The sequence below is a fragment of the Pseudomonas sp. 313 genome (assembly GCF_000316965.1).
In the GTDB taxonomy this organism is placed as follows: domain Bacteria; phylum Pseudomonadota; class Gammaproteobacteria; order Pseudomonadales; family Pseudomonadaceae; genus Chryseomonas; species Chryseomonas benzopyrenica.
In genome coordinates this window covers 15,130-39,986 of sequence record NZ_ANBZ01000081.1, presented here as the reverse complement: position 1 = coordinate 39,986, position 24,857 = coordinate 15,130, and the positions used below count along the sequence as shown (strand labels likewise).

Sequence of the window (24,857 nt, the reverse complement as noted above, 5' to 3'; positions counted from 1 at the left end):
CCTTGCGGATTTGCTATCGTGGAGACCGTGCACGGCCAGGCAATCCAGAGGGTCGTGCACGTCCGATGATCAGGTAATGATCGGTAGACCTGCTGCTGCCGTGCTCCACAAGAGCGCAGGCGGCGCGGTGCAGGTCCGGCGCCCATCCGGCGACCCGCCCGATCCCTGCCAGCCGCCCCAGGCGGACGGTCACTCGGGGCCGCGTCTTGTCCGCTACACCCGGAGGGATGCCAGAGGCCGAATTTCCTTTGCGCTCCTCTCTTGTCCGGGATCCTCGATGAAACTGCAATCCGCCTCCGCGCCGCTCACGTCGCGCCCTCTGGGCCGCAACGACTACAAGACCCTCTCGCTGTCCGCTCTCGGCGGCGCGCTGGAGTTCTACGACTTCGTCATCTTCGTCTTCTTCGCCGCGGTGGTGGGGAAGCTGTTCTTTCCCGCCGACATGCCCGACTGGCTGCGGCAGATGCAGACCTTCGGCATCTTCGCCGCCGGCTACCTGGCCCGCCCGCTGGGCGGCATCATCATGGCCCACTTCGGCGACCTGCTCGGACGCAAGAAGATGTTCACCCTGAGCATCTTCATGATGGCCCTGCCGACCCTTGGCATGGGCCTGATGCCCACCTACGCCCAGATCGGCGTGGCCGCCCCCATCCTGCTGCTGGTGCTGCGCATCATCCAGGGCGCGGCCATCGGCGGCGAGGTGCCCGGGGCTTGGGTGTTCGTCTCCGAGCACGTGCCCGGCAAGCACGTCGGCTATGCCTGCGGCACCCTGACCGCCGGTCTCACCTTCGGCATCCTGCTCGGCTCGCTGATGGCGACCCTGATCAACACCGTCTTCACCCCGGTGGAGGTGGCCGACTACGCCTGGCGCTTCCCCTTCCTGATCGGCGGGGTCTTCGGCCTGTTCTCGGTCTACCTGCGCCGCTGGCTGCACGAGACGCCGGTGTTCGCCGAGCTGGCGATCCACAAGTCGCTGGCCGAGGAAGTGCCGCTCAAGGCGGTGCTGCGTGACCATCGCAGCAGCGTGGTGCTGTCCATGCTGCTGACCTGGATGCTCACCGCCGGCATCGTGGTGGTCATCCTCATGACCCCGACCCTGCTGCAGACCCAGTACGGCTTCTCCGCCGCCCTGGCGCTCAAGGCCAACAGCCTGGCCATCGTCTTCCTGACCCTGGGCTGCATCGTCTCCGGTGCCCTGTCCGATCGCTTCGGCAGCGGTCCGGTGTTCATCGTCGGCGGTCTGATCCTGGCGGTGGCCAGCTGGGCGCTCTATGCCGGTCTGAAGATCCACCCGGAGTGGCTGTTCCCGCTCTATGCCCTGGCTGGCGCCGCGGTCGGCGTCATCGGCGGCGTGCCGCGAGTGATGGTGCTGGCCTTCCCGCCCAAGGTGCGCTTCTCGGGCCTGTCCTTCTCCTACAACGTGGCCTACGCCATCTTTGGCGGCCTGACCCCCATGGTCGTCACCCTGATGCTCAAGCAGCATCCGCTGGGCCCGGCCTGGTACGTCATGGGGCTGGCCCTGCTGGGCGTGGGCATCGGCTGCTACCTGCTCAGCCGCGAGCGCCGCGCCGCCGCCCTGGCGCCCGCCTGACCCCGGCCGTTCACGCCACCTGCACCGGCGGCGTGAACGGGTTCGCCAGGACGACCCGCCAGGGCGACCTCGGCATGGCCAAAAACGCCATCCCCACAGACGCCACGCTTCGCGAGGACTAGGCTCGGATCCCTAGAGCCAGTCCAACAACAACAGCGAGGTGCAACATGTCCGGTAATCGTGGCGTCGTCTATCTGGGCGCGGGCAAGGTCGAGGTGCAGACCATCCCCTATCCGAAGATGGAAACCCCGCAGGGCAAGCGTATCGACCACGGCGTCATCCTGCGCGTGGTGTCCACCAATATCTGTGGTTCCGACCAGCACATGGTGCGCGGCCGGACCACTGCCCCCGAAGGTCTGGTGCTCGGCCACGAGATCACCGGTGAGGTCATCGAAGCGGGCCGCGACGTCGAGACCCTCAAGGTCGGCGACCTGGTCTCGGTGCCCTTCAACGTCGCCTGCGGTCGCTGCCGCACCTGCAAGGAGCAGGACACCGGGGTCTGCCTGACCGTCAACCCCTCGCGTGCCGGCGGTGCCTACGGCTATGTCGACATGGGCGGCTGGGTCGGTGGCCAGGCCGAATACGTGCTGGTCCCCTATGCCGACTTCAACCTGCTCAAGCTGCCGAATCGCGACGCGGCCATGGAAAAGATCCGTGACCTGACCTGCCTGTCCGACATCCTGCCCACCGGCTACCACGGCGCCGTCACCGCCGGCGTCGGCCCGGGCACCAGCGTCTATGTGGCGGGTGCCGGCCCGGTCGGCCTGGCCGCTGCCGCCTCGGCCCGTCTGCTGGGCGCCGCCGTGGTCATCGTCGGTGACGTCAACCCGGTGCGCCTGGCCCACGCCAAGGCCCAGGGCTTCGAGATCGCCGACCTGTCCCTGGACACCCCGCTGCACGAGCAGATCGCCGCGCTGCTGGGCACTCCGGAAGTGGATTGCGCCGTCGATGCCGTTGGCTTCGAGGCCCGTGGCCATGGTCACGAAGGCGCCAAGAGCGAGGCCCCGGCCACCGTGCTGAACTCGCTGATGGGCATCGTGCGGGTGGCTGGCAAGATCGGCATCCCCGGTCTGTACGTCACCGACGATCCAGGCGCCGTCGACGCCGCGGCCAAGCAGGGTGCCCTGAGCATCCGCTTCGGTCTGGGCTGGGCCAAGTCTCACAGCTTCCACACCGGCCAGACCCCGGTGATGAAGTACAACCGTCAGCTGATGCAGGCCATCATGTGGGATCGCATCAAGATCGCCGACATCGTCGGCGTGCAGGTGATCACCCTGGACGAGGCACCCCGCGGCTACAGCGAATTCGATTCGGGCGTACCGAAGAAATTCGTCATCGATCCGCACAAGCTGTTCAGCGCGGCCTGATCATTGCGCTAAGGGTTTTGTCCGGGAATGCTGGCCATTTGGCATTTCTCGGGCAAAGCCTGCAGTCGTTTGCCACACCAAGGGGTCTACCCTCGCAGCGTCCGATTCGGGCGCTGTTTTTTTGGTGCCACAGACGAGGCCTGCATGACCCCGAATGTCCTTTCGATCCTTCGCCGTATCCTCCCCTCACTGCTGGTGGCGTCCGTGCTGCTGCTGGGCAGCAACCTGGCGCGCGCCGAGGGTGGCGTGTCCTTTCGCTTCGCCGAAGAAGGGCAGGGCTGGATGCTGCGCGGTCCGGTCGATGTCCTCAAGTGGCCCTTCGTCTACGACCGTAGTCGCGAGCGCGCCCGCAACACCCTGGTACGGCTGGACGGCGATACCCAGGTGCGGGTGATCGAGACCCGTTCCTTCCAGCGTTGGAAGCGCATCGAGCTGCAGCGGGATGGCCGTACCGTGCTGGGCTGGGTGGAAAGCTACAGCGTGCCTGAGGCCATGCGCCTCGACTGATCGGGAGCAAAAGGCCACCGCCGCCAGTCACACCTCTGGTACCCCATCCATTCCAGAGGAGCGACGCATGTCCGCGATCACCCGTCTTCAGCTCAACGACGGTCACCACATTCCGCAATTCGGTCTGGGGGTCTGGCAGACTCCGGCCGAAGAGACCGCTCAGGTGGTCAAGACGGCCCTCGACCTGGGTTATCGACACATCGATACCGCCGCCATCTATGGCAACGAAGAGGGCGTCGGCCAGGCCATCGCCCAGGCCGGTCTGCCGCGTGACGAGCTGTTCATCACCACCAAGCTGTGGAATGCCGACCAGGGCTACGACAGCGCCCTGCGCGCCTTCGACACCAGTCTGGCCAAGCTGGGCCTGGAGCATGTCGACCTCTATCTGATCCACTGGCCGCTGCCGGAAAAGGGCCTGTTCCTCGACAGTTGGAAGGCGCTGATCGAATTGCGCAACCAGGGTCGGGTGAAGTCCATCGGGGTCTCCAACTTCCGTCAGGCCGACATCGAGACCCTGCTGACCGAGACTGGCGTGGTCCCGGTGGTCAACCAGATCGAGTGCCATCCGCTGCTGCAACAGCAGGAGCTGCGCGACTTCAATACCTACAAGGGCATCGCCACCGAAGCCTGGAGTCCGCTGGCCCAGGGTGGCGAGCTGCTGGGCAGTCTGGTGCTGCAGCAATTGGCGGCCAAGCATGGCAAGACGCCGGCCCAGGTGGTGCTGCGCTGGCATATCCAGCTCGGCAACATCATCTTCCCCAAATCCAAGACGCCCAAGCGCATCGAAGAGAACATGCAGATCTTCGACTTCGCCTTGGACGACGAGGACATGCGGCAGATCGCTGGGCTGAATCAGGACAAGCGCCTCGGCCCCGATCCATCCACCTTCAACGGCTGACGTTCACGGGGCGCCGCGATGAGCGGCGCCTCCGTATGCCTGGCGCGCAAGGCGCCAGTGCCTGTATGCTGCGCGGCCCTTTCGGGACACCTCATGCCGGATCGGCATAGGGCAGGCGACAGCGGCATTAGACATACCCCGTTACCCTCTGGCAAAAGTGTGACGCCTTGGTGCTCCCAGTCCTTTTCGAGCACCGTTTCCGCAGCCTGAACGCACCCTCCACGTTGGCGTTGCATGCGCTTCGCGCATCACGACCCGGCACGGTGACGTTCGTCCCGAACTCCATCCAAATAGAACAAAGGTGTCGGTACATGACCAAGCCCAAGCTCAGCCTCGCGTGGCAGATCCTTATCGGCCTCGTGCTGGGGATCGCCGTCGGCGCACTGCTCAACCACTTCAGCGCCGAGAAGGCCTGGTGGATCTCGAACGTCCTCAAGCCGGCCGGCGACATCTTCATCCGGCTGATCAAGATGATCGTGGTGCCCATCGTCATCGCCACCCTGGTGGTCGGGATCGCCGGCGTCGGCGATTCCAAGAAGCTCGGGCGCATCGGCCTCAAGACCATCCTCTACTTCGAGATCGTCACCACCCTGGCCATCGTCGTCGGCCTGTTCTTCGCCGACAGCGTGCAGCCCGGTGCCGGTATCGACATGAGCACCCTGGGCACCACCGACATCTCCCAGTACCAGAAGACCACCGCGGAAGTGCAGCATGACCACGCCTTCATCGCGACCATCCTCAACTTGATCCCGTCCAACGTCTTCGCCGCCGTCGCCCGTGGCGAGATGCTGCCGATCATCTTCTTCGCGGTGATGTTCGGCCTGGGCCTGGGCGCCCTGCCGGAAGCCACCCGCGAGCCGGTGGTGCGGGTCTTCCAGGGCATTTCCGAGGCCATGTTCAAGGTCACCCACATGATCATGAACTACGCCCCCATCGGCGTCTTCGCCCTGATCGCGGTGACCGTGGCCAACTTCGGCTTCGCCTCGCTGCTGCCGCTGGCCAAGCTGGTGGTGCTGGTCTACGTCGCCATCGGCTTCTTCGCCCTCGGCGTGCTGGGCCTGGTGGCCAAGCTGTTCGGCTTCTCGATCTTCCGCATCATCCGCATCCTCAAGGACGAGCTGATCCTGGCCTATTCCACCGCCAGCTCGGAAACCGTGCTGCCGCGCATCATCGAGAAGATGGAGGCCTATGGCGCACCCAAGGCCATCACCAGCTTCGTGGTGCCCACTGGCTACTCCTTCAACCTCGATGGTTCCACCCTCTACCAGAGCATCGCGGCGCTATTCATCGCCCAGCTCTATGGCATCGACCTGTCGCTGAGCCAGCAGCTGCTGCTGGTGCTGACCCTGATGGTCACCTCCAAGGGCATCGCCGGCGTGCCGGGTGTCTCCTTCGTGGTACTGCTGGCCACCCTGGGCAGCGTCGGCATTCCGCTGGAAGGCCTGGCCTTCATCGCCGGCGTGGACCGCATCATGGACATGGCGCGCACCGCCCTGAACGTGATCGGCAATGCCCTGGCCGCCCTGGTCATCGCCAAGTGGGAAGGCCTCTACGACGCCGAGAAGGGCGCCGCCTACTGGGCCGCCCTGCCGCACCTGAAGCGCACCGCCAAGGTCGAGGAGCGTCCTCAGGCCACCCGCGGCGAAGCCCTGCGTGACTGAGTGGCTAGCTAGCTGAGAACGGAGCCCGGCCTTGTGTCGGGCTCCGTCGTTTCAGCCGGCGAGAATGGCCGCGTAGCCCTCGCGATAGCTGGGGTAGCGGGGCGTCCAGCCCAGGGCCCGGGCGCGGGCGTTGCTGCATCTCTTGCTGCCGGCGCGACGCAACTGGGCCTCGTCGGACCAGAAGGTGATGCCCAGCCGTGCCCGCAGCCAGTCCACTACCTCGTCCAGCGGCGCCGGATCGTCGTCCACGCCCAGATAGAGCGCTTCCAGGGCGACCCCTTCGCGATCCCGCTGCAGCAGCAGTGCCAGCAGGCCGGCGGCGTCCTCGACATGAATGCGATTGCCATACAGCGGCGGCTCGCGGGTCACCCGGGAGCCTTCGCGCACCTGCCGCAGCAGCGCCTCGCGGCCCGGGCCATAGATGCCAGTCAGGCGGACCACGGTGGCGGGCAGGCCGCTGCCCAGCGCCAGGTCCTCCGCCTCGCGCAGGAGGCGTCCGGAAAAGCGCTCGGGTTCGGCAGGGGAGGTCTCGTCGACCCAGGCGCCGTCGCCCTGGGCGTAGACGCCACTGCTGGAAACGAACAGCAATCGCTGCGGACGCTGGTCGCAGTCGGCCAGCCAGTCCAGCAGGTGGCGTAGGCCGTCGACATAGGCGGCGCGATAGCCGGCTTCGTCATGATGGGTCGCGGCGGTGGCATAGACCACCTGGTCGATGGGCTCTCGCGGCCAGGCCGCCGGTGGCATGGCGTCGGCCAGATCGCCCGCTACCGGCAGCAACGCGGCGGGGAGGGCGGCGACGTTGCGCCGGAGGCCGAAGACCCGGTGGCCCTGGGCGACCAGCTGCAGGCCGAGACGGCTGCCGACATCGCCGCAACCGGCGATCAGAATGGTGCTCATCGGTATTTCCCTCTGCAAAGGCCTGGACAGACGGCCAGGGTAGCCTGAGCGTACCCGCGGTCCAACCAGAAGGCGCAGGCAGCTGCCCGTCGCGCTTGGCCGTTGATAGAGACAGCCGCTAAGATTGCCTGGCCACCCATGGAATTTGACTATGACCCTGACTGAACTGCGCTATATCGTCACGCTCGCCCAGGAACAGCACTTTGGCCGAGCTGCCGAGCGTTGCCACGTCAGCCAGCCGACCCTGTCGGTCGGCGTCAAGAAGCTCGAGGACGAGCTGGGCATTCTGATCTTCGAGCGCAGCAAGAGTGCCGTGCGCCTCACCCCTACCGGCGAGGGCATCGTCGCCCAGGCGCAGAAGGTGCTGGAGCAGGCCCAGGGCATCCGCGAACTGGCCCAGGCCGGCAAGAACCAGCTCACCGCGCCGCTGAAGATCGGTGCCATCTATACCATCGGGCCCTATCTCTTTCCGCACCTCATCCCGCAGCTCAACCGGGTGGCGCCGGAGATGCCGCTGTACATCGAGGAAAACTTCACTCACCTGCTGCGCGACAAGCTACGCACCGGTGAGCTGGACGCCGTCATCCTCGCCCTGCCGTTCAACGAGCCGGACGTCCTGACCCTGCCGCTGTACGACGAGCCCTTCTACGTGATGATGCCGGCGCGGCACCCCTGGACCAAGCTCAAGGCCATTCCGCAGAACCAGCTCAGCGACAAGAGCCTGCTGCTGCTGGGCGAGGGTCACTGCTTCCGCGACCAGGTCCTGGAAGCCTGTCCGACCGTGCGCAAGCACGAGGAAAACAAGAATTCCACGGTGGAATCCTCCTCGCTGGAAACCATTCGCCACATGGTGGCCTCGGGTCTGGGCGTCTCGGTCCTGCCGTTCTCGGCGGTGGAGAGTCACCACTATGCCCCCGGGATCATCGAGGTACGGCCTTTCGAGCGGCCGGTGCCCTATCGCACCGTGGCCATCGCTTGGCGCGCCAGCTTTCCGCGGCCCAAGGCCATCGAGGTGCTGGCCGACTCGGTCCGCCTCTGCTCGGTGGCGCGGCCTGAAGCCAAGGGCGTCGTGCAGCCGGCATGAGTGAACTGGCCGCGACGCCGGTCACCGCCCTCAAGGGGGTCGGCGCCGCCCTGCAGGAAAAGCTCGCGCGGGTCGGTCTGGAAACCTTGCAGGACGTACTCTTCCACCTGCCGCTGCGCTACCAGGATCGCACCCGCATCGTGCCCATCGGCGCCCTGCGGCCCGGTCAGGACGCGGTGGTGGAGGGCATGGTCGCCTCCGCCGAGGTGCTCATGGGTCGCCGGCGCAGCCTGCTGGTGCGGCTGCAGGACGGCAGCGGCACCCTGTCGCTGAGGTTCTTCCACTTCAGCCAGGCGCAAAAGGACGGGATGGCTCGCGGCACCCTGCTGCGCTGCTATGGCGAGGTGCGTCCTGGTGCTTCCGGCCTGGAGATCTATCACCCCGAATACCGCGCCCAGGACGAGAACGCCCCGGCGCCGGTCGAGCAGACGCTGACGCCCATCTACCCGACCACCGAAGGCCTCACCCAGCTGCGCCTGCGCCAGCTCAGCGCCCAGACGCTGGAACGGCTCGGGCCCGAATCCCTGCCCGACTGGCTGCCGCCGGAGATGGCCGAGCACTATCGCCTGGGGCCGCTGGCCGATGCCTTGCGCTATCTGCACCGACCGCCGCCGGATGCGGACCTGGAAGAACTGGCCGAAGGTCGCCACTGGGCCCAGGAACGGCTGGTCTTCGAAGAATTGCTGACCCACCAGCTGTCCCTGCAGCGCCTGCGCGAAACCCTGCGCGCCCAGCGCGCGGTGCCCCTGCCGGCGGCCCGGCGCCTGCCACAGCTTTATCTGGACAACCTCGGCTTCAAACCCACCGGTGCCCAGCAGCGCGTCGGGCGCGAGATCGCCCATGACCTAGCCCAGCCCGAGCCCATGCTGCGCCTGGTGCAGGGCGACGTGGGCGCGGGCAAGACGGTGGTCGCCGCCCTGGCCGCCCTGCAGGCCATCGAGGCCGGCTACCAGGTGGCGCTGATGGCGCCCACCGAGATCCTCGCCGAGCAGCACTTCCTCAACTTCCAGCGCTGGTTCGCCGCTCTGGACATCGAGGTGGCCTGGCTGGCCGGCAAGCTCAAGGGCAAGGCCCGTGCCAGCTCCCTGGAGCGCATCGCCGCCGGGGCACCCATGGTGGTGGGCACCCATGCGCTGTTCCAGGACGAGGTACGCTTCGCCCGCCTGGCCCTGGTGGTGATCGACGAACAGCACCGCTTCGGCGTGCAGCAGCGCCTGGCCCTGCGCCAGAAGGGCGTCGACGGCCGTCTCGCGCCGCACCAGCTGATCATGACCGCCACCCCCATCCCGCGCACCCTGGCCATGAGCGCCTATGCCGACCTGGACACCTCGGTGCTCGACGAGCTGCCGCCGGGGCGGACGCCGGTCAATACCGTGAGCGTCACCGACAGTCGCCGCGAGGAAGTGGTGGAGCGGGTGCGCGCCGCCTGCCACGAAGGCCGTCAGGCCTACTGGGTCTGCACCCTGATCGAGGAATCCGAGGAGCTCACCTGCCAGGCGGCCGAGACCACCTACGAGGAATTGCAGCTGGCCCTGGCTGAATTGCACGTCGGCTTGATCCACGGGCGCATGAAGCCAGCGGAAAAGGCCGCGGTGATGGCCGAGTTCAAGGCCGGCAACCTGCAGCTGCTGGTGGCCACCACGGTGATCGAGGTGGGGGTGGACGTGCCCAACGCCAGTCTGATGATCATCGAGAATCCCGAACGCCTGGGTCTGGCCCAGTTGCACCAGCTGCGTGGCCGCGTCGGGCGGGGCAGTGCGGTCAGCCATTGCGTGCTGCTGTTCCATCCGCCGCTGTCGCAGATCGGCCGCGAACGCCTGGCCATCATGCGCGAGACCAACGACGGCTTCATCATCGCCGAGAAGGACCTGGAGTTGCGGGGGCCCGGCGAGATGCTCGGCACGCGCCAGACCGGCCTGCTGCAATTCAAGGTGGCCGATCTGATGCGCGATGCCCACTGGCTGCCGGCGGTACGCGACGCCGCCCAGGAGCTGCTGGCACGCTGGCCAAGCCATGCCGCTCCGCTGCTGGAGCGCTGGTTGCGCCATGGGCAGCAATACGGCCAGGTTTGACAAAGCTTATACAGACGACGCTACCTACGGAGCCGAATGGTTATACTCCAAGGCGTACGTGAGGAAGAAAATGCCATGACCGATGTAGCGCTCGCTTCGCCCCTCCCTGAGGTCCCTCCTTCGATCCAGCAGTTGCTCGCCCAGTTGAACCTGGCCTATCGGCCGGTCCCGGCGACGACGCGTCAGCCGCAGGCGAACCGGGTGCACACGGTGCTCTTGAGCGACAGCGTCGGCATGCTGCTGGTGCTGTTGCCCGAGAATCAGCTGCTGGACCTGCGCCGGCTGGTGGAATTCACCGGGCGGCAACTGGCGGTGGTGGCGCCGGAGCGGCTGATGCGGACCCTGGAGCGCTACGAATTGGACGTCCTGCCAGGGTTGCCGTCGCTGACCAATTCCCCCTGCCTGTATGACGAGCGCCTGCTGGAGGCACCGCGCCTGCTGTTGGAATCCGGTGAGCGCTCGCTACTGTTGGAAGTGGAAACATCTGACTATCGCTGTCTGCTGAGTCAGGCGACCGCGGGCAGCTTCGGCATCCCGGCGGCCGGTATCCAGCCGAATCTGCGGCAACCGGAGCGAGACGAAGCGGAAATCCTCCATGCCGCCACCGCCTTTACCGCGCGGCGCATCCGCCAGCGTCTGGAAGAGACCCTGGAGATTCCGCCCCTGTCCAAGACCGCGGAAAAGGTCATCAAGCTGCGCGTCGATCCCGAGGCCACGGTGGACGATCTGGCCAATGTGGTGGAGACCGATCCGGCCCTGGCGGCCCAGGTGATCAGCTGGGCGGCTTCGCCCTACTATGCGGCGCCCGGCAAGATCCGCTCGGTGGAAGACGCCATCGTGCGGGTGCTGGGTTTTGACCTGGTGATCAACCTGGCCCTCGGTCTTGCCCTGGGCAAGACCCTGAGCCTGCCCAGCGACCAGGCCCAGCAGGAAACGCCCTACTGGAAACAGGCTATCTACACTGCTGCCCTGATCGAGGGCCTGGCGCGCGCCATGCCGCGCGCGGAGCGGCCGGAAATGGGCCTGGCCTACCTGGGCGGCCTGCTGCACAACTTCGGCTACCTGGTGCTGGCCCATGTCTTTCCGCCGCACTTCTCGCTGATCTGCCGCCACCTGGAGGCCAACCGCCAGCTGGATCACCAGGTCATCGAGCATCACCTGCTGGGCATCACCCGCGAGCAGATCGGCGCGGCCCTGATGCGCTGCTGGGAGATGCCCGAAGAGGTGGTGACGGCGCTGCGCTTCCAGGGCGACCCGGCCTACCAGGGCGAGCAGGCGGTCTATCCCAACCTGATCTTTCTCGCGGTGCAGCTGCTGCGCGGCGAAGGCATCGGCAACGGCCCCGCGCAGGCCATTCCTGAGGATCTCTATGCGCGGCTGAACATAGATCCGGCCAAGGCGCGGGAGTGCATGCAGAAGATCCTCGGTGCTGAGGCCGCCCTGCGCGAGCTGACCGGCCAGTTCAAGTGACCGTCTGACTGGCCTCCGGCGCTCCAGGCGCCGGAACCGCAAACGCCAGGCAACAAAAAACCCGCCGAGGCGGGTTTTTTGTTCAAGGGGCGATCAATTACTTGATCTTGCCTTCCTTGTACATGACATGCTTGCGCACGACCGGATCGAATTTCTTGATTTCGATCTTTTCGGGCTTGGTGCGCTTGTTCTTGTCAGTGGTGTAGAAGTGACCGGTGCCGGCACTGGAAATCAAACGGATCAATTCACGCATGACGAATCCCCTTAGAATTTTTCGCCGCGGCTACGCAGCTCGGACAGTACGGTTTCGATACCGCGCTTGTCGATGATACGCATGCCCTTGGCAGAAACGCGCAGACGCACGAAGCGCTTCTCGGATTCTACCCAGAAACGGTGATGCTGCAGATTCGGCAGGAAACGACGACGGGTTTTGTTGTTAGCGTGGGAAACGTTGTTCCCAGTAATCGGACCCTTACCGGTTACTTGGCAAACTCTCGACATGGCTCAGCCCTCATAAACCTCATGCCAAACCCGGCATGGGTTGGCCGCTTGTAACTGTATTGATTCCTGTTTTGACGGGGAGAGCCGGCAAACGCCGGGGACCTGAAGCGGCCATACCCCGAAAAAAGAGCGCTGTTTTATACCAGAAGCACCCAGGGATAACAAGGTAGGGCGACGGATGAAATGCCTACGGACCGGCCGCCGTGTGGGCCTGGCCGGAATGTCAACCGTTCGTCGGTGAGAAGCATTGTGACGGACGGACGGGTGGTCTAGTTTAGAGCGCGTGCCACACTCAATCCACGTCCGCCAGACGGCCGCCCACAGCGCTCTGTCAGCCGCTGCCCGCTAAGCGCGTGTCGTCTGCCCACCTCGGATCTACAAGGAATCGTTCATGCGTTTCGCCGCCTTGCCTCTGCTCTTCGCGCCCCTGCTGGCTCAGGCCGCCACGCTCAGCGTCTGCACCGAAGCCAGTCCGGATGGATTCGACGTGGTGCAATACAACTCCCTGACCACCACCAATGCCTCGGCCGATGTGCTGATGAACCGGCTGGTGGAATACGACGCCAGCGAAGCCAAGCTGGTGCCGAGCCTGGCGCAGAGCTGGACGATCTCCACGGACGGCCTGACCTACGACTTCGCCCTGCGCCCGGACGTGAAGTTTCACCAGACCGACTACTTCACCCCCAGCCGTACCCTGACGGCCGACGACGTGGTGTTCAGCTTCCAGCGCATGCTGGACAAGGATCATCCCTGGCACGCGGTGGCCAAGAGCGGCTATCCCCATGCCCAGTCGATGCAGTGGCCCAAGCTGATCAAGCGCGTGGAAAAGACCAGCGACCTCGGCGTGCGCATCGTGCTCAACAGCCCGGACGCCACCTTCCTGCCGACCCTGAGCATGGGCTTCGCCTCCATCTATTCCGCCGAATACGCCGCTCAGCTGCTCAAGGCCGGCAAGACCGCCCAGCTCAACGACGAGCCCATCGGTACCGGTCCCTTCGTCTTCAAGCGCTATCAGAAGGATGCCGTGGTGCGTTACGCCGCCAATCCGGACTACTTCGCCGGCAAGCCCAAGCTGGATGGCCTGATCTATGCCATCACCCCCGACTCGGCGGTGCGCCTGCAGCGACTCAAGCGCGGCGAATGCCAGATCGCCCTGTCACCCAAGCCCCAGGATCTGCAGAGCGCCCATGAGGACAAGAGCCTGCAGGTGCTGCAGACGCCGGCCTTCATGACCGCCTTCGTGGGTATCAACACCACCCATCCGCCGCTGGACAACATCAAGGTGCGCCAGGCCATCAACCTGGCCTTCGACAAGCAGAGCTATCTGAAGGCGGTGTTCCAGGACACCGCGGTGGCGGCGGACAATGTCTATCCGCCCACCACCTGGGGCTACGCCAAGGACGTGCCGGCCTATCCCTATGACCCGGCCAGGGCCAAGGCCTTGCTGGCCCAGGCGGGGCTGAAGGATGGCTTCAAGACCACCATCTGGACGCGCCCCAGCGGCAGCCTGCTCAATCCCAATCCGCAACTGGGTGCCCAGATGCTGCAGGCCGACCTGAAGAAGATCGGCGTCGATGCCCAGATCCAGGTGATCGAATGGGGCGAATTGATCCGCCGCGCCAAGACCGGCGAGCACGATCTGCTGTTCATGGGCTGGGCCGGCGACAACGGCGATCCGGACAACTACCTGACGCCGCAATTCTCCTGCGCCTCGGTGCAGTCGGGCTTGAACTTCGCCCGCTATTGCGACAAGACCCTGGATGGCGCCATCAGCAAGGGCAAGACCCTGTCCGACCAGATGGCGCGGGCCACGGTGTACCACCAGGCGCAGCGCATCATCCACGACCAGGCGCTGTGGCTGCCGCTGGCGCACCCGACGGTGACGGTGCTGGCCAAGAATGGCGTCGAGGGCTACCAGCCCAATCCCTTCGGCCGCCAGGACTTCAGCAAGGTCAGCGGCGGTCGCTAGCCGCGCGTGCGGCGCGGCCAGCCCTAACGCCAGGGTTGGCCGTCGGTGCGCTCCACCTGCTTGACCTTCTGCTGGATCGCGGCGCGCGCCAGCATATGGGCGCTGACCGGCGCGGTGATGAAGATGAACAGGGCGATCAGCAGCTCGTGCAGGCTGAGGCCCTCGCCCTGGACGCTGAAGAACAGCATCGAGGCGATGATGGTGCTGCCCACGCCCAGGGTGGTGGCCTTGGTCGGACCGTGCAGGCGCATGAAGAAGTCCGGCAGCCGGTACAGGCCGATGGCGCCGATGAGGGCGAAGCTGCTGCCGATGAGCAGCAGGGCGCAGATCAGGAGTTCGAGCCAGAAGGGCATGGGGTAGCTCCCTGTTAATCGATGATTTCGCCATGCAGCATATGCTTGCCCAGCGCCACGGTGCCGACGAAACCGGTTACGGCGATGAGCAGCGAGGCTTCGAAGAAGACGTCGGTGGCCAGCCAGATACCGAACAGGATGATGATCGCCAGGACGTTGATGTAGAGGGTGTCCAGGGCCAGCACCCGATCCGGGATGTCCGGTCCCTTCACCAGGCGATAGACGTTGAGCACGGCGGCCACGCCCATCATCCCCATGCACAGCAGGGTCACGTAGGTGAGCATTCGAAGATCTCCTTGAGCGGGGCTTCATAGCGCGTCTTGACCTGATGGATCACCGCGTCCTTGTCCGCGACATCGAGACCGTGCAGCAGCAGGGTCTTGCGATCGCCGCTGAGGCCGGAGGAAACGGTGCCGGGGGTGAGGGATACCACGCAGGCCAGCAGGGTGAGCAGGAATTCGTCCTCGATGTCGATGGGCACCTCGATGAACGCCGGCTTGAGCGCCTCGGTCCGGCCCAGCACCAGGCGCGCGACGTGCAGGTTGGCGACGATGATGTCGTATACCACCATCAGCATGTAGCGCAGCAGGAGGACCGGGCGGCGCAGCCGGGGCGCGTGCAGCAGGAAGTCCTGGCACAGCAGCGGGATGCCCCAGCCAAGCAGCAGACCCAGCAGCAGCTGGCCCAGACTCAGACTGTTGTTGAGCAGCAGCCAGGTCAGGGTCAGCAACCCGGTGAGCAGTGGGTGCGGTAGCCAGCGTTTCATGGGCCAACCCCCCGGACGATGTCGAAGTAGGGTGTGACGTCCAGCAATTGCCGGGCGGTTTCCAAGGCGTAGCCGTGCAGCGGCGCGGCCAGCGCCATCAGCAGCGGGCTGCCCAGCAGCAGGCCGAGGGTGGCGGCGAGCTGGACCGGATCGAGGCGGACGTCCAGGGCGGCGCTGTTGCCGCGCCAGAACAGCGTGGTGCCGGCGCGGGACAGGGCGATGATCATGCCCAGGCCGCCCAGCAGCACCACCGGCCAGATGATCAATGCCGGCCAGGCGGTGCCGGTAGCCTGCAAGAGCATCACCTTGCCGAGAAAGCCGGGGAAGGGCGGCAGGCCGGCGACGGATACCGCACCGAGAAAGAACAGGCCACCGAGCAGTCGTGGGTGAGCCAGCTGCGGACCGCTGTTGAGGGTATCGCCCTGCGCCCCGCGTTGCTGGGCGATGAGATCCGCCAGCAGGAACAGGGCGCCGGCGATCCAGGTGCTGTGCACCAGGTAGAAGAAGCTGGCGGCCAGGCCCGCGACGCTGCCCAGGGCCACGCCGGTCAGCAGCATCCCTACCGAGATGACCACCAGGTAGCCAAGCAGGGCCTTGAGGTGATGGGCCGCCAGGGCGCCGAACACCCCGGCGGCCAGAGTGACCGCCGCCAGCGGCCAGAGCCAGGGCAGGACATAGTGGGCCAGGGGTCCGGCGGCCGTGCCGAATACCAGCAGGAAGACGCGGACGATGGCGTAGAGCCCGACCTTGGTCATGATGGCGAACAGGGCGGCGACTGGGGCGCTGGCGGCGGAATAGGCGCTGGGCAGCCAGAAGTACAGCGGCAGGATGGCGCCCTTGAGACCAAAGACCACCAGCAGCAGAAAGCCCGCGGCGGCCAGCAGCGGCGCCTGTTCGGGATCGGCGTTGGCGACCCGGAGGCCGAGGTCGGCCATGTTCAGGGTGCCGAGCAGGCCATAGAGCAGGCCGATGCCGATCAGGAACAGCGCCGAGCCCACCAGGTTGAGCACCACGTAGTGCAGACCGGCGCGGACCCGGGCGGGGCCGGCGCCATGCACCAGCAGGGCATAGGAGGCGATCAGCAGGATCTCGAAGAAGACGAAGAGGTTGAACAGGTCGCCGGTGAGAAAGGCGCCATTGATGCCCAGCAGCTGGAACTGGAACAGCGCATGGAAATCCGGGCCACGCTTGTCGTCGCCGCGGCAGGCATAGAGCGCCGCCCCGGCGGCCAGCACCGCCACGCTGACCAGCATCAGCGCGGCCAGGCGATCCAGCAGCAGGACGATACCGAAGGGCGCCGGCCAGTCGCCCAGGGCATAGACCTCCAGCTGACCGCTGTTGGCTCGCTGCAGGAGCAGCAGTGCCAGCGGCAGCAGGGTCCAGGTGGCCAGCAGCGACAGCCCGCGCGCGGTGCTGGCGGACAGCCGCGGACGCATGAGCAGGAAGGCACCCATGAACAGCGGTACGAGAATCGGCAGGATGATCAGGTGCTTCATCGGCGCGGCTCCTCGCCATCCACGTGGTCGGTACGCAACTCGCCGAGGGCGCGCAGCGACAGGGCCACCACGAAGGCGGTCATGGCGAAGCCGATGACGATGGCGGTGAGCACCAGCGCCTGGGGCACCGGATCGGCTTGCTCGGCGGCCTTGCCGATCACCGCCGGCACGCCGGTGCGCAGGCGGCCCATGGCAAACAGGAAGAGATTGACTGCGTAGGAGAGCAGGGTGAGGCCGAGCACCACCGGATAGAGGCGCGCCCGGAGCAGCAGGTAGACGCCGCTGGCGGTAAGGACCCCAAGGGCCGTGCAGAACAGGATTTCCATGTTAGAGCACCTCCTGGCTGGAGCCGTCCTTGTCCGTCTCGTCCCGGCTGACATGGCCGAGGTTGGAGAGGATCAGGAGGGTGGCGCCGACGACGGCGAGGTAGACGCCGAGATCGAAGATCAGGGCGGTGGCCAGTTCGGTCTTGCCGATCAGGGGGATGGCGAAGTAGTCGAAGGCGGTGGTGAGGAAGGGGTGACCGAAGGCCAGCGAACCCAGTCCGGTCAGGGCGGCGATCAGCACGCCGAGGCCGCAGATGGCGTGGTAGCTGATCGGCAGGCGCCGCTGGGTCCAGGTCACGCCATGTGCCACGTACTGCAGGATCAGGGCGATGGCGGTGATCAGGCCGGCGATGAAGCCGCCGCCGGGCAGGTTGTGGCCACGCACGAAGATGAAGGCCGATACCAGCAACGCCAGCGGCAGCAGCACCCGCGCCACGTTGTTGAGGATCATCGGGTGGCTGTCGCGAGACCAGGGCGTGCCCTTGGGGTCGACCAGTGGATGCGGCAGATGCAGGTGCTTGAGCAGGCCGTAGACGCCGGCGGCGGCGATGGCCAGCACGGTGATCTCGCCAAGGGTGTCGAAACCACGGAAGTCCACCAGGATGACGTTGACCACGTTGTAGCCACCACCCCCGGACACCGAGTTGGCCAGGAAGAAGTCGCCGATGCCCTCGTAGGGGCGGGTCAGCACGGCATAGGCCAGCAGCGCCACCAGCAGGCCCAGGCCGCCGGCCAGCAGGACGTCGCGCAGGCCGCGCAGGCTGCTGGATTCGATGGGGGTGCGATCCGGCATGAAGAACAGCGCCAGCACCAGTAGGATGACCGTCACCACCTCCACCGACAGCTGGGTCAGGGCCAGGTCCGGCGCCGAGTAGCGGGCGAACAGCAGCGAGACGATCAGGCCCACGGTGCTCAGGGTCATCAAGGCCTTGAGCCGGTTGCGGTGGAAGAACACCGTCAGCACCGCGGTCAGCATCAGGATGCCCAGGCCCAGGGCGGTGAGCGGATCGAAGGGCGACAGCGCGACCGGACCGTGGAGGCTGTCCAGCCCCGACAGCGCCGCCACCAGCAGCACCAGGGTGGCCGCCAGCATCAGCGCGATGTAGCCCTGCAGCGAGCCGCTTTCCAGGCGCCCGGTGAGCCGCTGGGCGAAGCCGATCAGCCGGTTCAGGCTCTGCTCGAAGACCAGGCGGGCGTCGACGTCGGGCAGTCCCTCCTGCCAGCGGAACAGGGGCTGGCGGAAGGCATAGACCAGTACGCCGCCGACCATGGCCAGGATGCTCATCACCAGGGCGGTGTTGAAGCCGTGCCAGATGGCCAGGCTGTAGTCGGGCAGGCTGCCGCCAAGGGCGGCGCTGGCACCTGCGGCCAGCAGCGGCGCCACGGTGTAGCCCGGTACTACGCCCACCAGCAGGCAGAGCAGCACCAGGATCTCCACCGGGATCTTCATGTAGCGCGGCGGTTCATGAGGTGGATAGTGGGGCAGGTCGCGCGGCTCGCCGTTGAAGAAGACGTCGTGGATGAAGCGCAGCGAATAGGCCACCGAGAAGACCCCGTAGAGCACCGCCACCGCCGGCACGACCCAGCTGAAGCTGCCGAACAGGCCGTGATTGAGAGTCTCGTTGAAGAACATCTCCTTGCTCAGGAAGCCGTTGAGCAGGGGCACCCCGCCCATGGCCGCGGCGGCGACCATGGCCAGCACCGCGGTATGCGGCATGTAGCGCCAGAGCCCGGCCAGGCGGCGCATGTCGCGGCTGCCGGTCTCGTGGTCGATGATGCCGGCGGCCATGAACAGCGAGGCCTTGAAGGTGGCGTGGTTGAGGATGTGGAACACCGCCGCCACGGTGGACAGCTGGGTGTCGAGGCCGAACAGCAGGGTGATCAGGCCGAGATGGCTGATGGTGGAGTAGGCCAGCAGGCCTTTGAGGTCGTGCTGGAACAGTGCCAGGATGGCGCCCACCACCAGGGTGGTGAGGCCGGTGAGGGTGACGATGTAGAACCACCACTCCGAATCGGCCAACGCCGGATAGAGCCGCGCCAGCAGGAAGACCCCGGCCTTGACCATGGTCGCCGAGTGCAGATAGGCCGATACCGGCGTCGGCGCGGCCATGGCCTGGGGCAGCCAGAAGTGGAAGGGAAATTGCGCGGACTTGGTGAAGACGCCCAGCAACACCAGGATCAGCGCCAGTGGATAGAGGGCATGGCCGGTGATCAGCGGGCCGGCGGCGAGCACGTCGGTCAACTCGAAGCTGCCGACGATATGGCCGATCAAGAGGATGCCGGCGAGCAGGGCCAGGCCGCCGCCGCCGGTGACGGTCAGGGCCATGCGCGCGCCCTGGCGGGCCTCCTTGCTATGGCTCCAGAAGCCGATCAGCAGGAAGGACGACAGGCTGGTCAACTCCCAGAACACCATCAGCAGCAGCAGGTTTTCCGCCAGCACCACGCCCAGCATGGCGCCCATGAACAAGAGCAGGTAAGCGAAGAAGCGCCCGACCGGCTCGTCCTTGCTCAGGTAATAGGTGGCATAGAGGATCACCAGCAGGCCGATGACCAGGATCATCAGGGCGAACATCAGCCCAAGACCGTCCAGGCGTAGGCTGAGATTCAGCCCCAGGGCCGGCAGCCAGTCCACCCGCTGCAGCAGCACGGTGCCGTCCAGCACCGCTGGGAGTTGCGTGGCCAGCAGGGCCAGGGCCAGGGCGGGCGCCACGGCGGTGCCCAGGGCGCAGGCGCGCCGACCGAAGCGATCGGTCGCCAGCGACAACAGTGTTCCCAGGAAGGGCAACGCGATGATCAGCGCCAATATCATGCCTGCATCCTTTAGCTGAGCGCCTCACGGCGGTGGATAGATGGTGCTCCCTCGAGACCTCGAGCGGCATTCGATGCGTCCACGCAGAGATCGCCAAGACGGCGAGAGGTGTCGGAATCGATCTTCGAGTTTCGTACAAGAACCGAAGGTTTAATAACCTAAGGTGATAATAAAAGAGAGACCACAAAATCCTAGCCCTGTCTCCCTTACAAAATATTAGGAAACAGGCACGCCGTGTCCAGCACGGGTCTCAAACACCTGGCAGGCGCTGTGCGGGTCTCACTAAGACCTCTAATACGGGCTTTTGCTCAGATCTGTGCGGAGGAGGGCACCCGGTGCGGCACCCTAGGCGCCGCACCGGGTAGTGCGAAGAAAAAACCCGACACGCCAAAGGAGCAAGAGAACACGCGTGTCGGGGGTAAGCGCCAGCGTCAGAGCGCCGGCGCGGGGGAAGCGTTACCCTGGGCGAGACGGGCGGGCTGCACGTCCCAGCCGCCACCCAGGGCCTTGTAGAGGGCGACGATGCCGCGATAGAGCTCGATCTCGCCCTGGGCCTGCTGGTCCTCGGCGGCCAGGCGTTCGCGCTGGGCATCGAGCAGCACCAGGAAGTCGGTGCCGCCTTCGCGGTAGCGGATCTCGGCCTGGTCGGCGGCGGCGCGACTGGCCACCGACTGGCGGATCAGCGCCTGCAGGCGTTCCTGGCGTCGCCCGTAGTCGCTGAAGGCATTGGCGCTCTCTTCCAGGGCGGTCAGCACCTGCTGCTCGTAGTTGGCCAGGGCCTCGTCGGAACCGGCACGGGCGCCGCGCAGGCGGGCGCGCACGCTGCCCAGGTCGAAGGCGGCCCAGCTGATGCTCGGGCCGAGGCCCCAGGCGCGGGCGGCACTACTGCCGATCTGCGAGCCGCGTCCGGCGGTGAAGCCGAGAAAGCCCGAGAGACTGACCCGCGGGAAGAGATCGGCGGTGGCCACGCCAACGTCGGCGGTGGCGGCAGCCAGCCGGCGTTCGGCGGCGGCCACGTCCGGACGGCGTCGCAGCAATTCGCCGGGATCGCCGATGGGCAGGCGCTTGGCGATGGCCGGCAGGGCCTTGGGCGAGAGATCCACGCTCAAGGCATCCGGGCGTTGGCCGAGCAGGGTGGCGATGCGATTGCGCGCACGGGTGGCCTGGGCCTGGAATTCCGGCAGGCTGGCTTCGGTGGCCGCCAGGCGTGCCTCGCTGCGCTGCACGTCCAGGTCGCTGCCCATGCCTTCGTCCCTGAGGGTCACGGTCAGGCGGCGCGCCTCGCGCTGGTTACCCAGATTGTCACGGGCGATGCGTTCGCGCAGCTGGGCGCCGCGCAGGTCGCCATAGGCGTCCACCAGTTCGGCGATCAGGCTGACCTGCAGGCCAGCGAGGTCGGAGGCCGCAGCTTCGGCGCGGGCATCGCTGGCTTCCAGGGTATGTCGCACACGACCGAACAGGTCCAGCTCCCAGGCCATGTCCAAGCCCAGGTCATAGCGTTCGCTGTTGACGCGCTGTTCGGTCAGACCGGGCTGCTGGGCCTTGCCGAGCTGGCTGCTGGCGCGGCTGGTGACCGTGGGGTAGAGATCGTTGGCGTCGTCATCGCGCAGGGCGCGGGCGGCACGCAGCCGGGCGAAGGCGGCGCGCAATTCACGGTTGCCGTCCAGGCTGCTGGCGACCAGGGCGTTGAGGGTCGGGTCCTCGAACTGGCGCCACCAGAGTGCCTCGAAGCGACCCTGGTCATAGGCCGCGGATTGCTGAATGGCCTTGAGTTGGGCCGGCGCCGGGGTAGGCGCCTGGTAGTGCGGGCCGACGGCGCAGGCGGAAACCGCCAGCGCCAGCAGCAGGGGAGCGAAAGCCTTCATGCCTGGGCCTCCTGAGCAACGGCGGAACGGGCCTGGCGACGCTCGACGAAGGCGCGCACCAGCACATAGAACAGCGGCGTGAGCAGCAGCCCGAAGAAGGTCACCCCAAGCATCCCGGAGAACACCGCGACGCCCATGGCATGACGCATCTCGGCGCCGGCACCAGTGGAGGTCACTAGGGGCACCACACCCATGATGAAGGCGAAGCTGGTCATCAGGATGGGTCTCAGGCGCAGGCGGCAGGCCTCCAGCACCGCGGCGACGCGGTCCTTACCGGTGGCCTGCTGGTCCTTGGCGAACTCGACGATGAGGATGGCGTTCTTGCACGCCAGGCCCACCAGCACGATCAGCCCGATCTGGGTGAAGATGTTGTTGTCGCTGCCGGCCAGGATCACCCCGGTGATGGCCGAGAGCAGGGTCATGGGCACGATCAGGATCACCGCCAGCGGCAGACTCCAGCTCTCGTACTGGGCGGCCAGTACCAGGAAGGCCAGCAGCACGCAGAGCGGGAACACCAGCAGGGCGGTATTGCCGGAGAGGATCTGCTGGTAGGTCAGCTCGGTCCATTCGAAGGTCATGCCGTTGGGCAACTCCTGCTTGAGCAGCGCCTCGATGGCCGCCTGGGCCTGGCCGGAGCTGTAGCCCGGGGCTGGCGCGCCGTTGATCTCGGCAGTCAGGAAGCCGTTGTAGTGCATCACCCGATCGGGGCCGGCGGTGTCGCTGATCTTGACGAAGGTGGACAGGGGCACCATCTCGCCGCGGTCGTTGCGCACCTTGAGCTGGCCGATCTGCTCGGGCTCCAGGCGGAAGCGCTGGTCGGCCTGGACGTTGACCTGGAAGGTACGGCCGAAGCGGTTGAAGTCGTTGGCGTAGACCGAGCCCAGGTAGGCCTGCAGGGTGTCGAAGATGGCGTCGATGGGCACCCCGTGGGTCTTGGCCTTCTCGCGATCGATGTGGGCATCGATCTGCGGCACGTTGACCTGGTAGCTGGTGAACAGCGACTCCGGCGCCAGCTCCGGCAGCTGCCGCGCCTTGGCCAGCACGCTCTGGGTCTGGGCGTAGAGCTCTTCGTAGCCCAGGTTGCCGCGGTCCTCCACCTGCAGGCGGAAGCCGCCGATGCTGCCCAGCCCCTGCACCGGTGGCGGCGGGAAGATGGCGATGATGGATTCCTGGATGGCGGCGAATTCACCGTTCAGCTGCGCGGCGATGGCGCCGGCCGACAACTGGGGATCACGGCGCTCCTCGAAGGGCTTCAGGGTCACGAAGACGATGCCGCTGTTGGGGCTGTTGGTGAAGCCGTTGATGGACAGGCCGGGGAAGGCCACGGTGCTTTCCACGCCGGGGTGCTTGAGGGCGATGGCCGACATGCGGCGGATGACCTCCTCGCTGCGATCCAGGGTGGCGGCGTCGGGCAATTGGGCGAAGGCCACCAGGTACTGCTTGTCCTGGGGCGGTACGAATCCGGTCGGCGTCTTCACCAGGCCCAGGCCGGTCAGGCCGAGTAGCACCACATAGAGCACCAGCACGATGGAGCCACCGCGCAATACCCGGCGCACGGCGCCGACATAGCCGTGGCTGGCCTTGTCGAAGAAGCGGTTGAAGGGGGCGAACAGCCAGCCGCCGAACAGCCGGTCGAGCAGCCGCGAGAAACGGTCCTTGGGCGCGTCGTGGCCCTTGAGCAACACCGCGGCCAGGGCCGGCGACAGGGTCAGGGAGTTGAAGGCCGAGATCACCGTGGAGATGGCGATGGTCAGGGCGAACTGGCGATAGAACTGCCCGGTGAGACCGGAGATGAAGGCGGTCGGCACGAACACCGCGCAGAGCACCAGGGCGGTGGCGATGATGGGCCCGGTCACCTCGCCCATGGCGCGCCGGGTGGCGGCCACCGGATCGAGGCCGAGGCCGATGTTCCGTTCGACGTTTTCCACCACCACGATGGCGTCGTCCACCACGATGCCGATGGCCAGCACCAGGCCGAACAGCGACAGCGCATTGAGCGAGAAGCCGAAGGCGTGCATCACCGCGAAGGTGCCGATCAGCGACACCGGCACCGCCGCCAGCGGAATGATCGAGGCGCGCCAGGTCTGCAGGAACAGGATCACCACCAGCACCACCAGGATGATGGCCTCGAACAGGGTGTGCACCACGGCCTCGATGGAGCCGCGCACGAAGATGGTCGGGTCGTAGACGATCTCGTAGTCCATGCCCTGGGGGAAGCCCTGCTTGAGCTCGGCCATCTTGGCGCGCACCTGGTTGGACAGGTCGATGGCATTGCTGCCGGGGCGCTGGAAGATCGGGATGGCCACCGCCGGCTGGTTGTTCAGCAGGGATCTCAGAGCGTACTGGTTGGAGCCCAGTTCGATGCGGGCGATGTCGCGCAGCCGGGTGATCTGGCCGTCGCTGCCGGCGCGCACGATGATGTTGGCGAATTCTTCTTCATCCACCAGGCGGCCCTGGGTGTTGATGGCCAGCTGGAAGCTGGTGCTGCCCGGCGCTGGCGGCGCGCCCAGGGCACCGGCGGCGACCTGGCGATTCTGCTCGCGGATGGCGGTGACTACGTCGCTGGCGGTCAGGCCGCGCGAGGCGACCTTGTCCGGATCGAGCCAGACGCGCAGGGAATAGTCGCCCATGCCGAACAGCTGGACATCGCCCACGCCGTCCAGTCGCGCCAGTTCGTCCTTGACGTTGATCAGGGCATAGTTGGACAGATAGAGCATGTCGTAGCGCTGATCCGGCGAGGTCAGGTGCACCACCATCGCCAGGTCCGGCGAGGCCTTGTCGGCGGTCACGCCGAGGCGCTGCACCTCTTCCGGCAGCTTGGGCAGGGTGCGGGTGACGCGGTTCTGCACCTGCACCTGGGCGGTGTCCAGGTTGGTCCCCAGGGCGAAGGTGATGGTCAGGGTCAGCTTGCCGTCGGCGGTGGACTGGGACGACAGGTAGAGCATGTGCTCCACGCCGTTCATGGCCTGCTCCAGGGGCGCGGCCACGGTCTCGCCGATCACCTTGGGGTTGGCGCCGGGGAAGGTGGCGCGCACCACCACGGTGGGCGGGACCACCTCGGGGTATTCGCTGATCGGCAGCTGGAACAGCGAGATGGCCCCGCCGATCAGGATGATCAGCGAGAGCACGGCGGCGAAGATCGGCCGGCGGATGAAGAACTGGGAGAAGTTCATCGGAGCAGTCCTTGAGCGAAAGGCGTGCAGAGGCGCAGCCATCGCGGCCATG

The 24,857-nt window shown here is 66.4% G+C and carries 20 protein-coding genes; 9 read left to right on the top strand and 11 right to left on the bottom strand.

Going from position 1 to position 24,857, the window contains the following annotated elements; genetic code table 11:
• Positions 1–283: 283 nt before the first annotated feature.
• The 5 genes from C722_RS0120715 to gltP all read left to right on the top strand — a co-directional run bounded on the left by C722_RS0120715 (position 284) and on the right by gltP (position 6,024).
• The gene (locus C722_RS0120715; protein ID WP_338547509.1) at positions 284–1,591 is read left to right on the top strand and encodes an MFS transporter; all 1,308 of its coding nucleotides are present in this window, start codon (positions 284–286) and stop codon (positions 1,589–1,591) included.
• Between the two features lie 167 nt (positions 1,592–1,758).
• Positions 1,759–2,958 (top strand): formaldehyde dehydrogenase, glutathione-independent, encoded by a 1,200-nt coding sequence (gene fdhA, locus C722_RS0120710; RefSeq protein WP_007159913.1) that lies wholly within the window; start codon positions 1,759–1,761, stop codon positions 2,956–2,958.
• Positions 2,959–3,102: 144 nt separating this feature from the next.
• A complete protein-coding gene (locus tag C722_RS0120705; RefSeq protein ID WP_017642349.1) occupies positions 3,103–3,465 on the top strand; it encodes a hypothetical protein in 363 nt (120 codons plus the stop codon).
• Positions 3,466–3,532: 67 nt separating this feature from the next.
• The gene (locus C722_RS0120700) at positions 3,533–4,363 is read left to right on the top strand and encodes an aldo/keto reductase (RefSeq protein WP_017642348.1); all 831 of its coding nucleotides are present in this window, start codon (positions 3,533–3,535) and stop codon (positions 4,361–4,363) included.
• A 311-nt stretch (positions 4,364–4,674) separates the two neighbouring features.
• On the top strand, positions 4,675–6,024 hold the full coding sequence (gene gltP / locus C722_RS0120695) for a glutamate/aspartate:proton symporter GltP (RefSeq protein ID WP_017642347.1): 1,350 nt from the start codon (positions 4,675–4,677) through the stop codon (positions 6,022–6,024).
• A gap of 51 nt (positions 6,025–6,075) precedes the next feature.
• Here the strand turns inward: gltP and C722_RS0120690 are convergent, their stop codons facing one another.
• Positions 6,076–6,921, bottom strand: coding sequence for an NAD-dependent epimerase/dehydratase family protein (locus C722_RS0120690; protein WP_017642346.1), 846 nt, complete (start codon positions 6,919–6,921; stop codon positions 6,076–6,078).
• Positions 6,922–7,072: 151 nt separating this feature from the next.
• Between C722_RS0120690 and C722_RS0120685 the strand changes: the two genes are divergently transcribed.
• From C722_RS0120685 to C722_RS0120675, 3 genes are all read left to right on the top strand, one after another.
• On the top strand, positions 7,073–8,005 hold the full coding sequence (locus tag C722_RS0120685) for a hydrogen peroxide-inducible genes activator (protein WP_007159908.1): 933 nt from the start codon (positions 7,073–7,075) through the stop codon (positions 8,003–8,005).
• Entirely contained in the window at positions 8,002–10,077 is a 2,076-nt protein-coding gene (gene recG, locus C722_RS0120680) for an ATP-dependent DNA helicase RecG (RefSeq protein ID WP_017642345.1), read from the top strand. Before C722_RS0120685 ends, recG begins: the two co-directional genes overlap by 4 nt.
• A gap of 75 nt (positions 10,078–10,152) precedes the next feature.
• On the top strand, positions 10,153–11,547 hold the full coding sequence (locus C722_RS0120675) for an aminoacyl-tRNA deacylase and HDOD domain-containing protein (protein WP_026083994.1): 1,395 nt from the start codon (positions 10,153–10,155) through the stop codon (positions 11,545–11,547).
• Positions 11,548–11,644: 97 nt separating this feature from the next.
• Here C722_RS0120675 and rpmG read toward each other — a convergent pair whose 3' ends face one another.
• Together rpmG and rpmB are read right to left on the bottom strand one after the other, a co-directional pair.
• Entirely contained in the window at positions 11,645–11,800 is a 156-nt protein-coding gene (rpmG, locus tag C722_RS0120670) for a 50S ribosomal protein L33 (protein WP_007159904.1), read from the bottom strand.
• An 11-nt stretch (positions 11,801–11,811) separates the two neighbouring features.
• Complete coding sequence (rpmB, locus tag C722_RS0120665) at positions 11,812–12,048, bottom strand: 50S ribosomal protein L28 (RefSeq protein ID WP_007159903.1); 237 nt, start codon at positions 12,046–12,048, stop codon at positions 11,812–11,814.
• 391 nt (positions 12,049–12,439) lie between these two features.
• On the opposite strand from rpmB, the gene C722_RS0120660 reads away from it, so the two are divergent.
• Positions 12,440–14,017, top strand: coding sequence for an ABC transporter substrate-binding protein (locus tag C722_RS0120660; RefSeq protein WP_017642341.1), 1,578 nt, complete (start codon positions 12,440–12,442; stop codon positions 14,015–14,017).
• Positions 14,018–14,040: 23 nt separating this feature from the next.
• Here the strand turns inward: C722_RS0120660 and C722_RS0120655 are convergent, their stop codons facing one another.
• From C722_RS0120655 to C722_RS0120620, 8 genes are all read right to left on the bottom strand, one after another.
• The gene (locus C722_RS0120655; RefSeq protein WP_017642340.1) at positions 14,041–14,370 is read right to left on the bottom strand and encodes a Na+/H+ antiporter subunit G; all 330 of its coding nucleotides are present in this window, start codon (positions 14,368–14,370) and stop codon (positions 14,041–14,043) included.
• Between the two features lie 14 nt (positions 14,371–14,384).
• Positions 14,385–14,654, bottom strand: coding sequence for a K+/H+ antiporter subunit F (locus tag C722_RS0120650; protein WP_007159900.1), 270 nt, complete (start codon positions 14,652–14,654; stop codon positions 14,385–14,387).
• A complete protein-coding gene (locus C722_RS0120645) occupies positions 14,639–15,136 on the bottom strand; it encodes a Na+/H+ antiporter subunit E (protein WP_026083993.1) in 498 nt (165 codons plus the stop codon). The genes C722_RS0120650 and C722_RS0120645 overlap by 16 nt, the downstream gene beginning before the upstream one ends.
• Positions 15,133–16,632 (bottom strand): monovalent cation/H+ antiporter subunit D, encoded by a 1,500-nt coding sequence (locus C722_RS0120640; protein ID WP_017642338.1) that lies wholly within the window; start codon positions 16,630–16,632, stop codon positions 15,133–15,135. Before C722_RS0120640 ends, C722_RS0120645 begins: the two co-directional genes overlap by 4 nt.
• Positions 16,629–16,958 (bottom strand): Na+/H+ antiporter subunit C, encoded by a 330-nt coding sequence (locus C722_RS0120635; RefSeq protein WP_017642337.1) that lies wholly within the window; start codon positions 16,956–16,958, stop codon positions 16,629–16,631. The genes C722_RS0120640 and C722_RS0120635 overlap by 4 nt, the downstream gene beginning before the upstream one ends.
• Position 16,959: 1 nt before the next feature.
• Positions 16,960–19,767, bottom strand: a complete 2,808-nt coding sequence (locus C722_RS0120630; protein WP_017642336.1) for a monovalent cation/H+ antiporter subunit A — start codon at positions 19,765–19,767, stop codon at positions 16,960–16,962.
• Positions 19,768–20,198: 431 nt separating this feature from the next.
• Positions 20,199–21,632 carry an efflux transporter outer membrane subunit gene (locus tag C722_RS0120625; protein ID WP_017642335.1) on the bottom strand — a complete coding sequence of 478 codons (1,434 nt, stop codon included), beginning with the start codon at positions 21,630–21,632 and terminating at the stop codon, positions 20,199–20,201.
• Complete coding sequence (locus tag C722_RS0120620; RefSeq protein ID WP_017642334.1) at positions 21,629–24,805, bottom strand: efflux RND transporter permease subunit; 3,177 nt, start codon at positions 24,803–24,805, stop codon at positions 21,629–21,631. Before C722_RS0120620 ends, C722_RS0120625 begins: the two co-directional genes overlap by 4 nt.
• Positions 24,806–24,857: the final 52 nt, after the last annotated feature.

Excerpts from the sequence above, each read along its gene's own strand:
- C722_RS0120645 (WP_026083993.1), bottom strand. The coding sequence starts at position 15,136 with ATGAAACGCTGGCTACCGCACCCACTGCTCACCGGGTTGCTGACCCTG.
- C722_RS0120685 (WP_007159908.1), top strand. The coding sequence starts at position 7,073 with ATGACCCTGACTGAACTGCGCTATATCGTCACGCTCGCCCAGGAACAG.
- C722_RS0120635 (WP_017642337.1), bottom strand. The coding sequence starts at position 16,958 with ATGGAAATCCTGTTCTGCACGGCCCTTGGGGTCCTTACCGCCAGCGGC.
- rpmG (WP_007159904.1), bottom strand. The coding sequence starts at position 11,800 with ATGCGTGAATTGATCCGTTTGATTTCCAGTGCCGGCACCGGTCACTTC.
- C722_RS0120660 (WP_017642341.1), top strand. The coding sequence starts at position 12,440 with ATGCGTTTCGCCGCCTTGCCTCTGCTCTTCGCGCCCCTGCTGGCTCAG.
- C722_RS0120700 (WP_017642348.1), top strand. The coding sequence starts at position 3,533 with ATGTCCGCGATCACCCGTCTTCAGCTCAACGACGGTCACCACATTCCG.
- gltP (WP_017642347.1), top strand. The coding sequence starts at position 4,675 with ATGACCAAGCCCAAGCTCAGCCTCGCGTGGCAGATCCTTATCGGCCTC.
- C722_RS0120640 (WP_017642338.1), bottom strand. The coding sequence starts at position 16,632 with ATGAAGCACCTGATCATCCTGCCGATTCTCGTACCGCTGTTCATGGGT.
- recG (WP_017642345.1), top strand. The coding sequence starts at position 8,002 with ATGAGTGAACTGGCCGCGACGCCGGTCACCGCCCTCAAGGGGGTCGGC.
- C722_RS0120705 (WP_017642349.1), top strand. The coding sequence starts at position 3,103 with ATGACCCCGAATGTCCTTTCGATCCTTCGCCGTATCCTCCCCTCACTG.
- C722_RS0120675 (WP_026083994.1), top strand. The coding sequence starts at position 10,153 with ATGACCGATGTAGCGCTCGCTTCGCCCCTCCCTGAGGTCCCTCCTTCG.
- rpmB (WP_007159903.1), bottom strand. The coding sequence starts at position 12,048 with ATGTCGAGAGTTTGCCAAGTAACCGGTAAGGGTCCGATTACTGGGAAC.
- fdhA (WP_007159913.1), top strand. The coding sequence starts at position 1,759 with ATGTCCGGTAATCGTGGCGTCGTCTATCTGGGCGCGGGCAAGGTCGAG.
- C722_RS0120630 (WP_017642336.1), bottom strand. The coding sequence starts at position 19,767 with ATGATATTGGCGCTGATCATCGCGTTGCCCTTCCTGGGAACACTGTTG.
- C722_RS0120650 (WP_007159900.1), bottom strand. The coding sequence starts at position 14,654 with ATGCTCACCTACGTGACCCTGCTGTGCATGGGGATGATGGGCGTGGCC.
- C722_RS0120620 (WP_017642334.1), bottom strand. The coding sequence starts at position 24,805 with ATGAACTTCTCCCAGTTCTTCATCCGCCGGCCGATCTTCGCCGCCGTG.
- C722_RS0120625 (WP_017642335.1), bottom strand. The coding sequence starts at position 21,632 with ATGAAGGCTTTCGCTCCCCTGCTGCTGGCGCTGGCGGTTTCCGCCTGC.
- C722_RS0120690 (WP_017642346.1), bottom strand. The coding sequence starts at position 6,921 with ATGAGCACCATTCTGATCGCCGGTTGCGGCGATGTCGGCAGCCGTCTC.
- C722_RS0120655 (WP_017642340.1), bottom strand. The coding sequence starts at position 14,370 with ATGCCCTTCTGGCTCGAACTCCTGATCTGCGCCCTGCTGCTCATCGGC.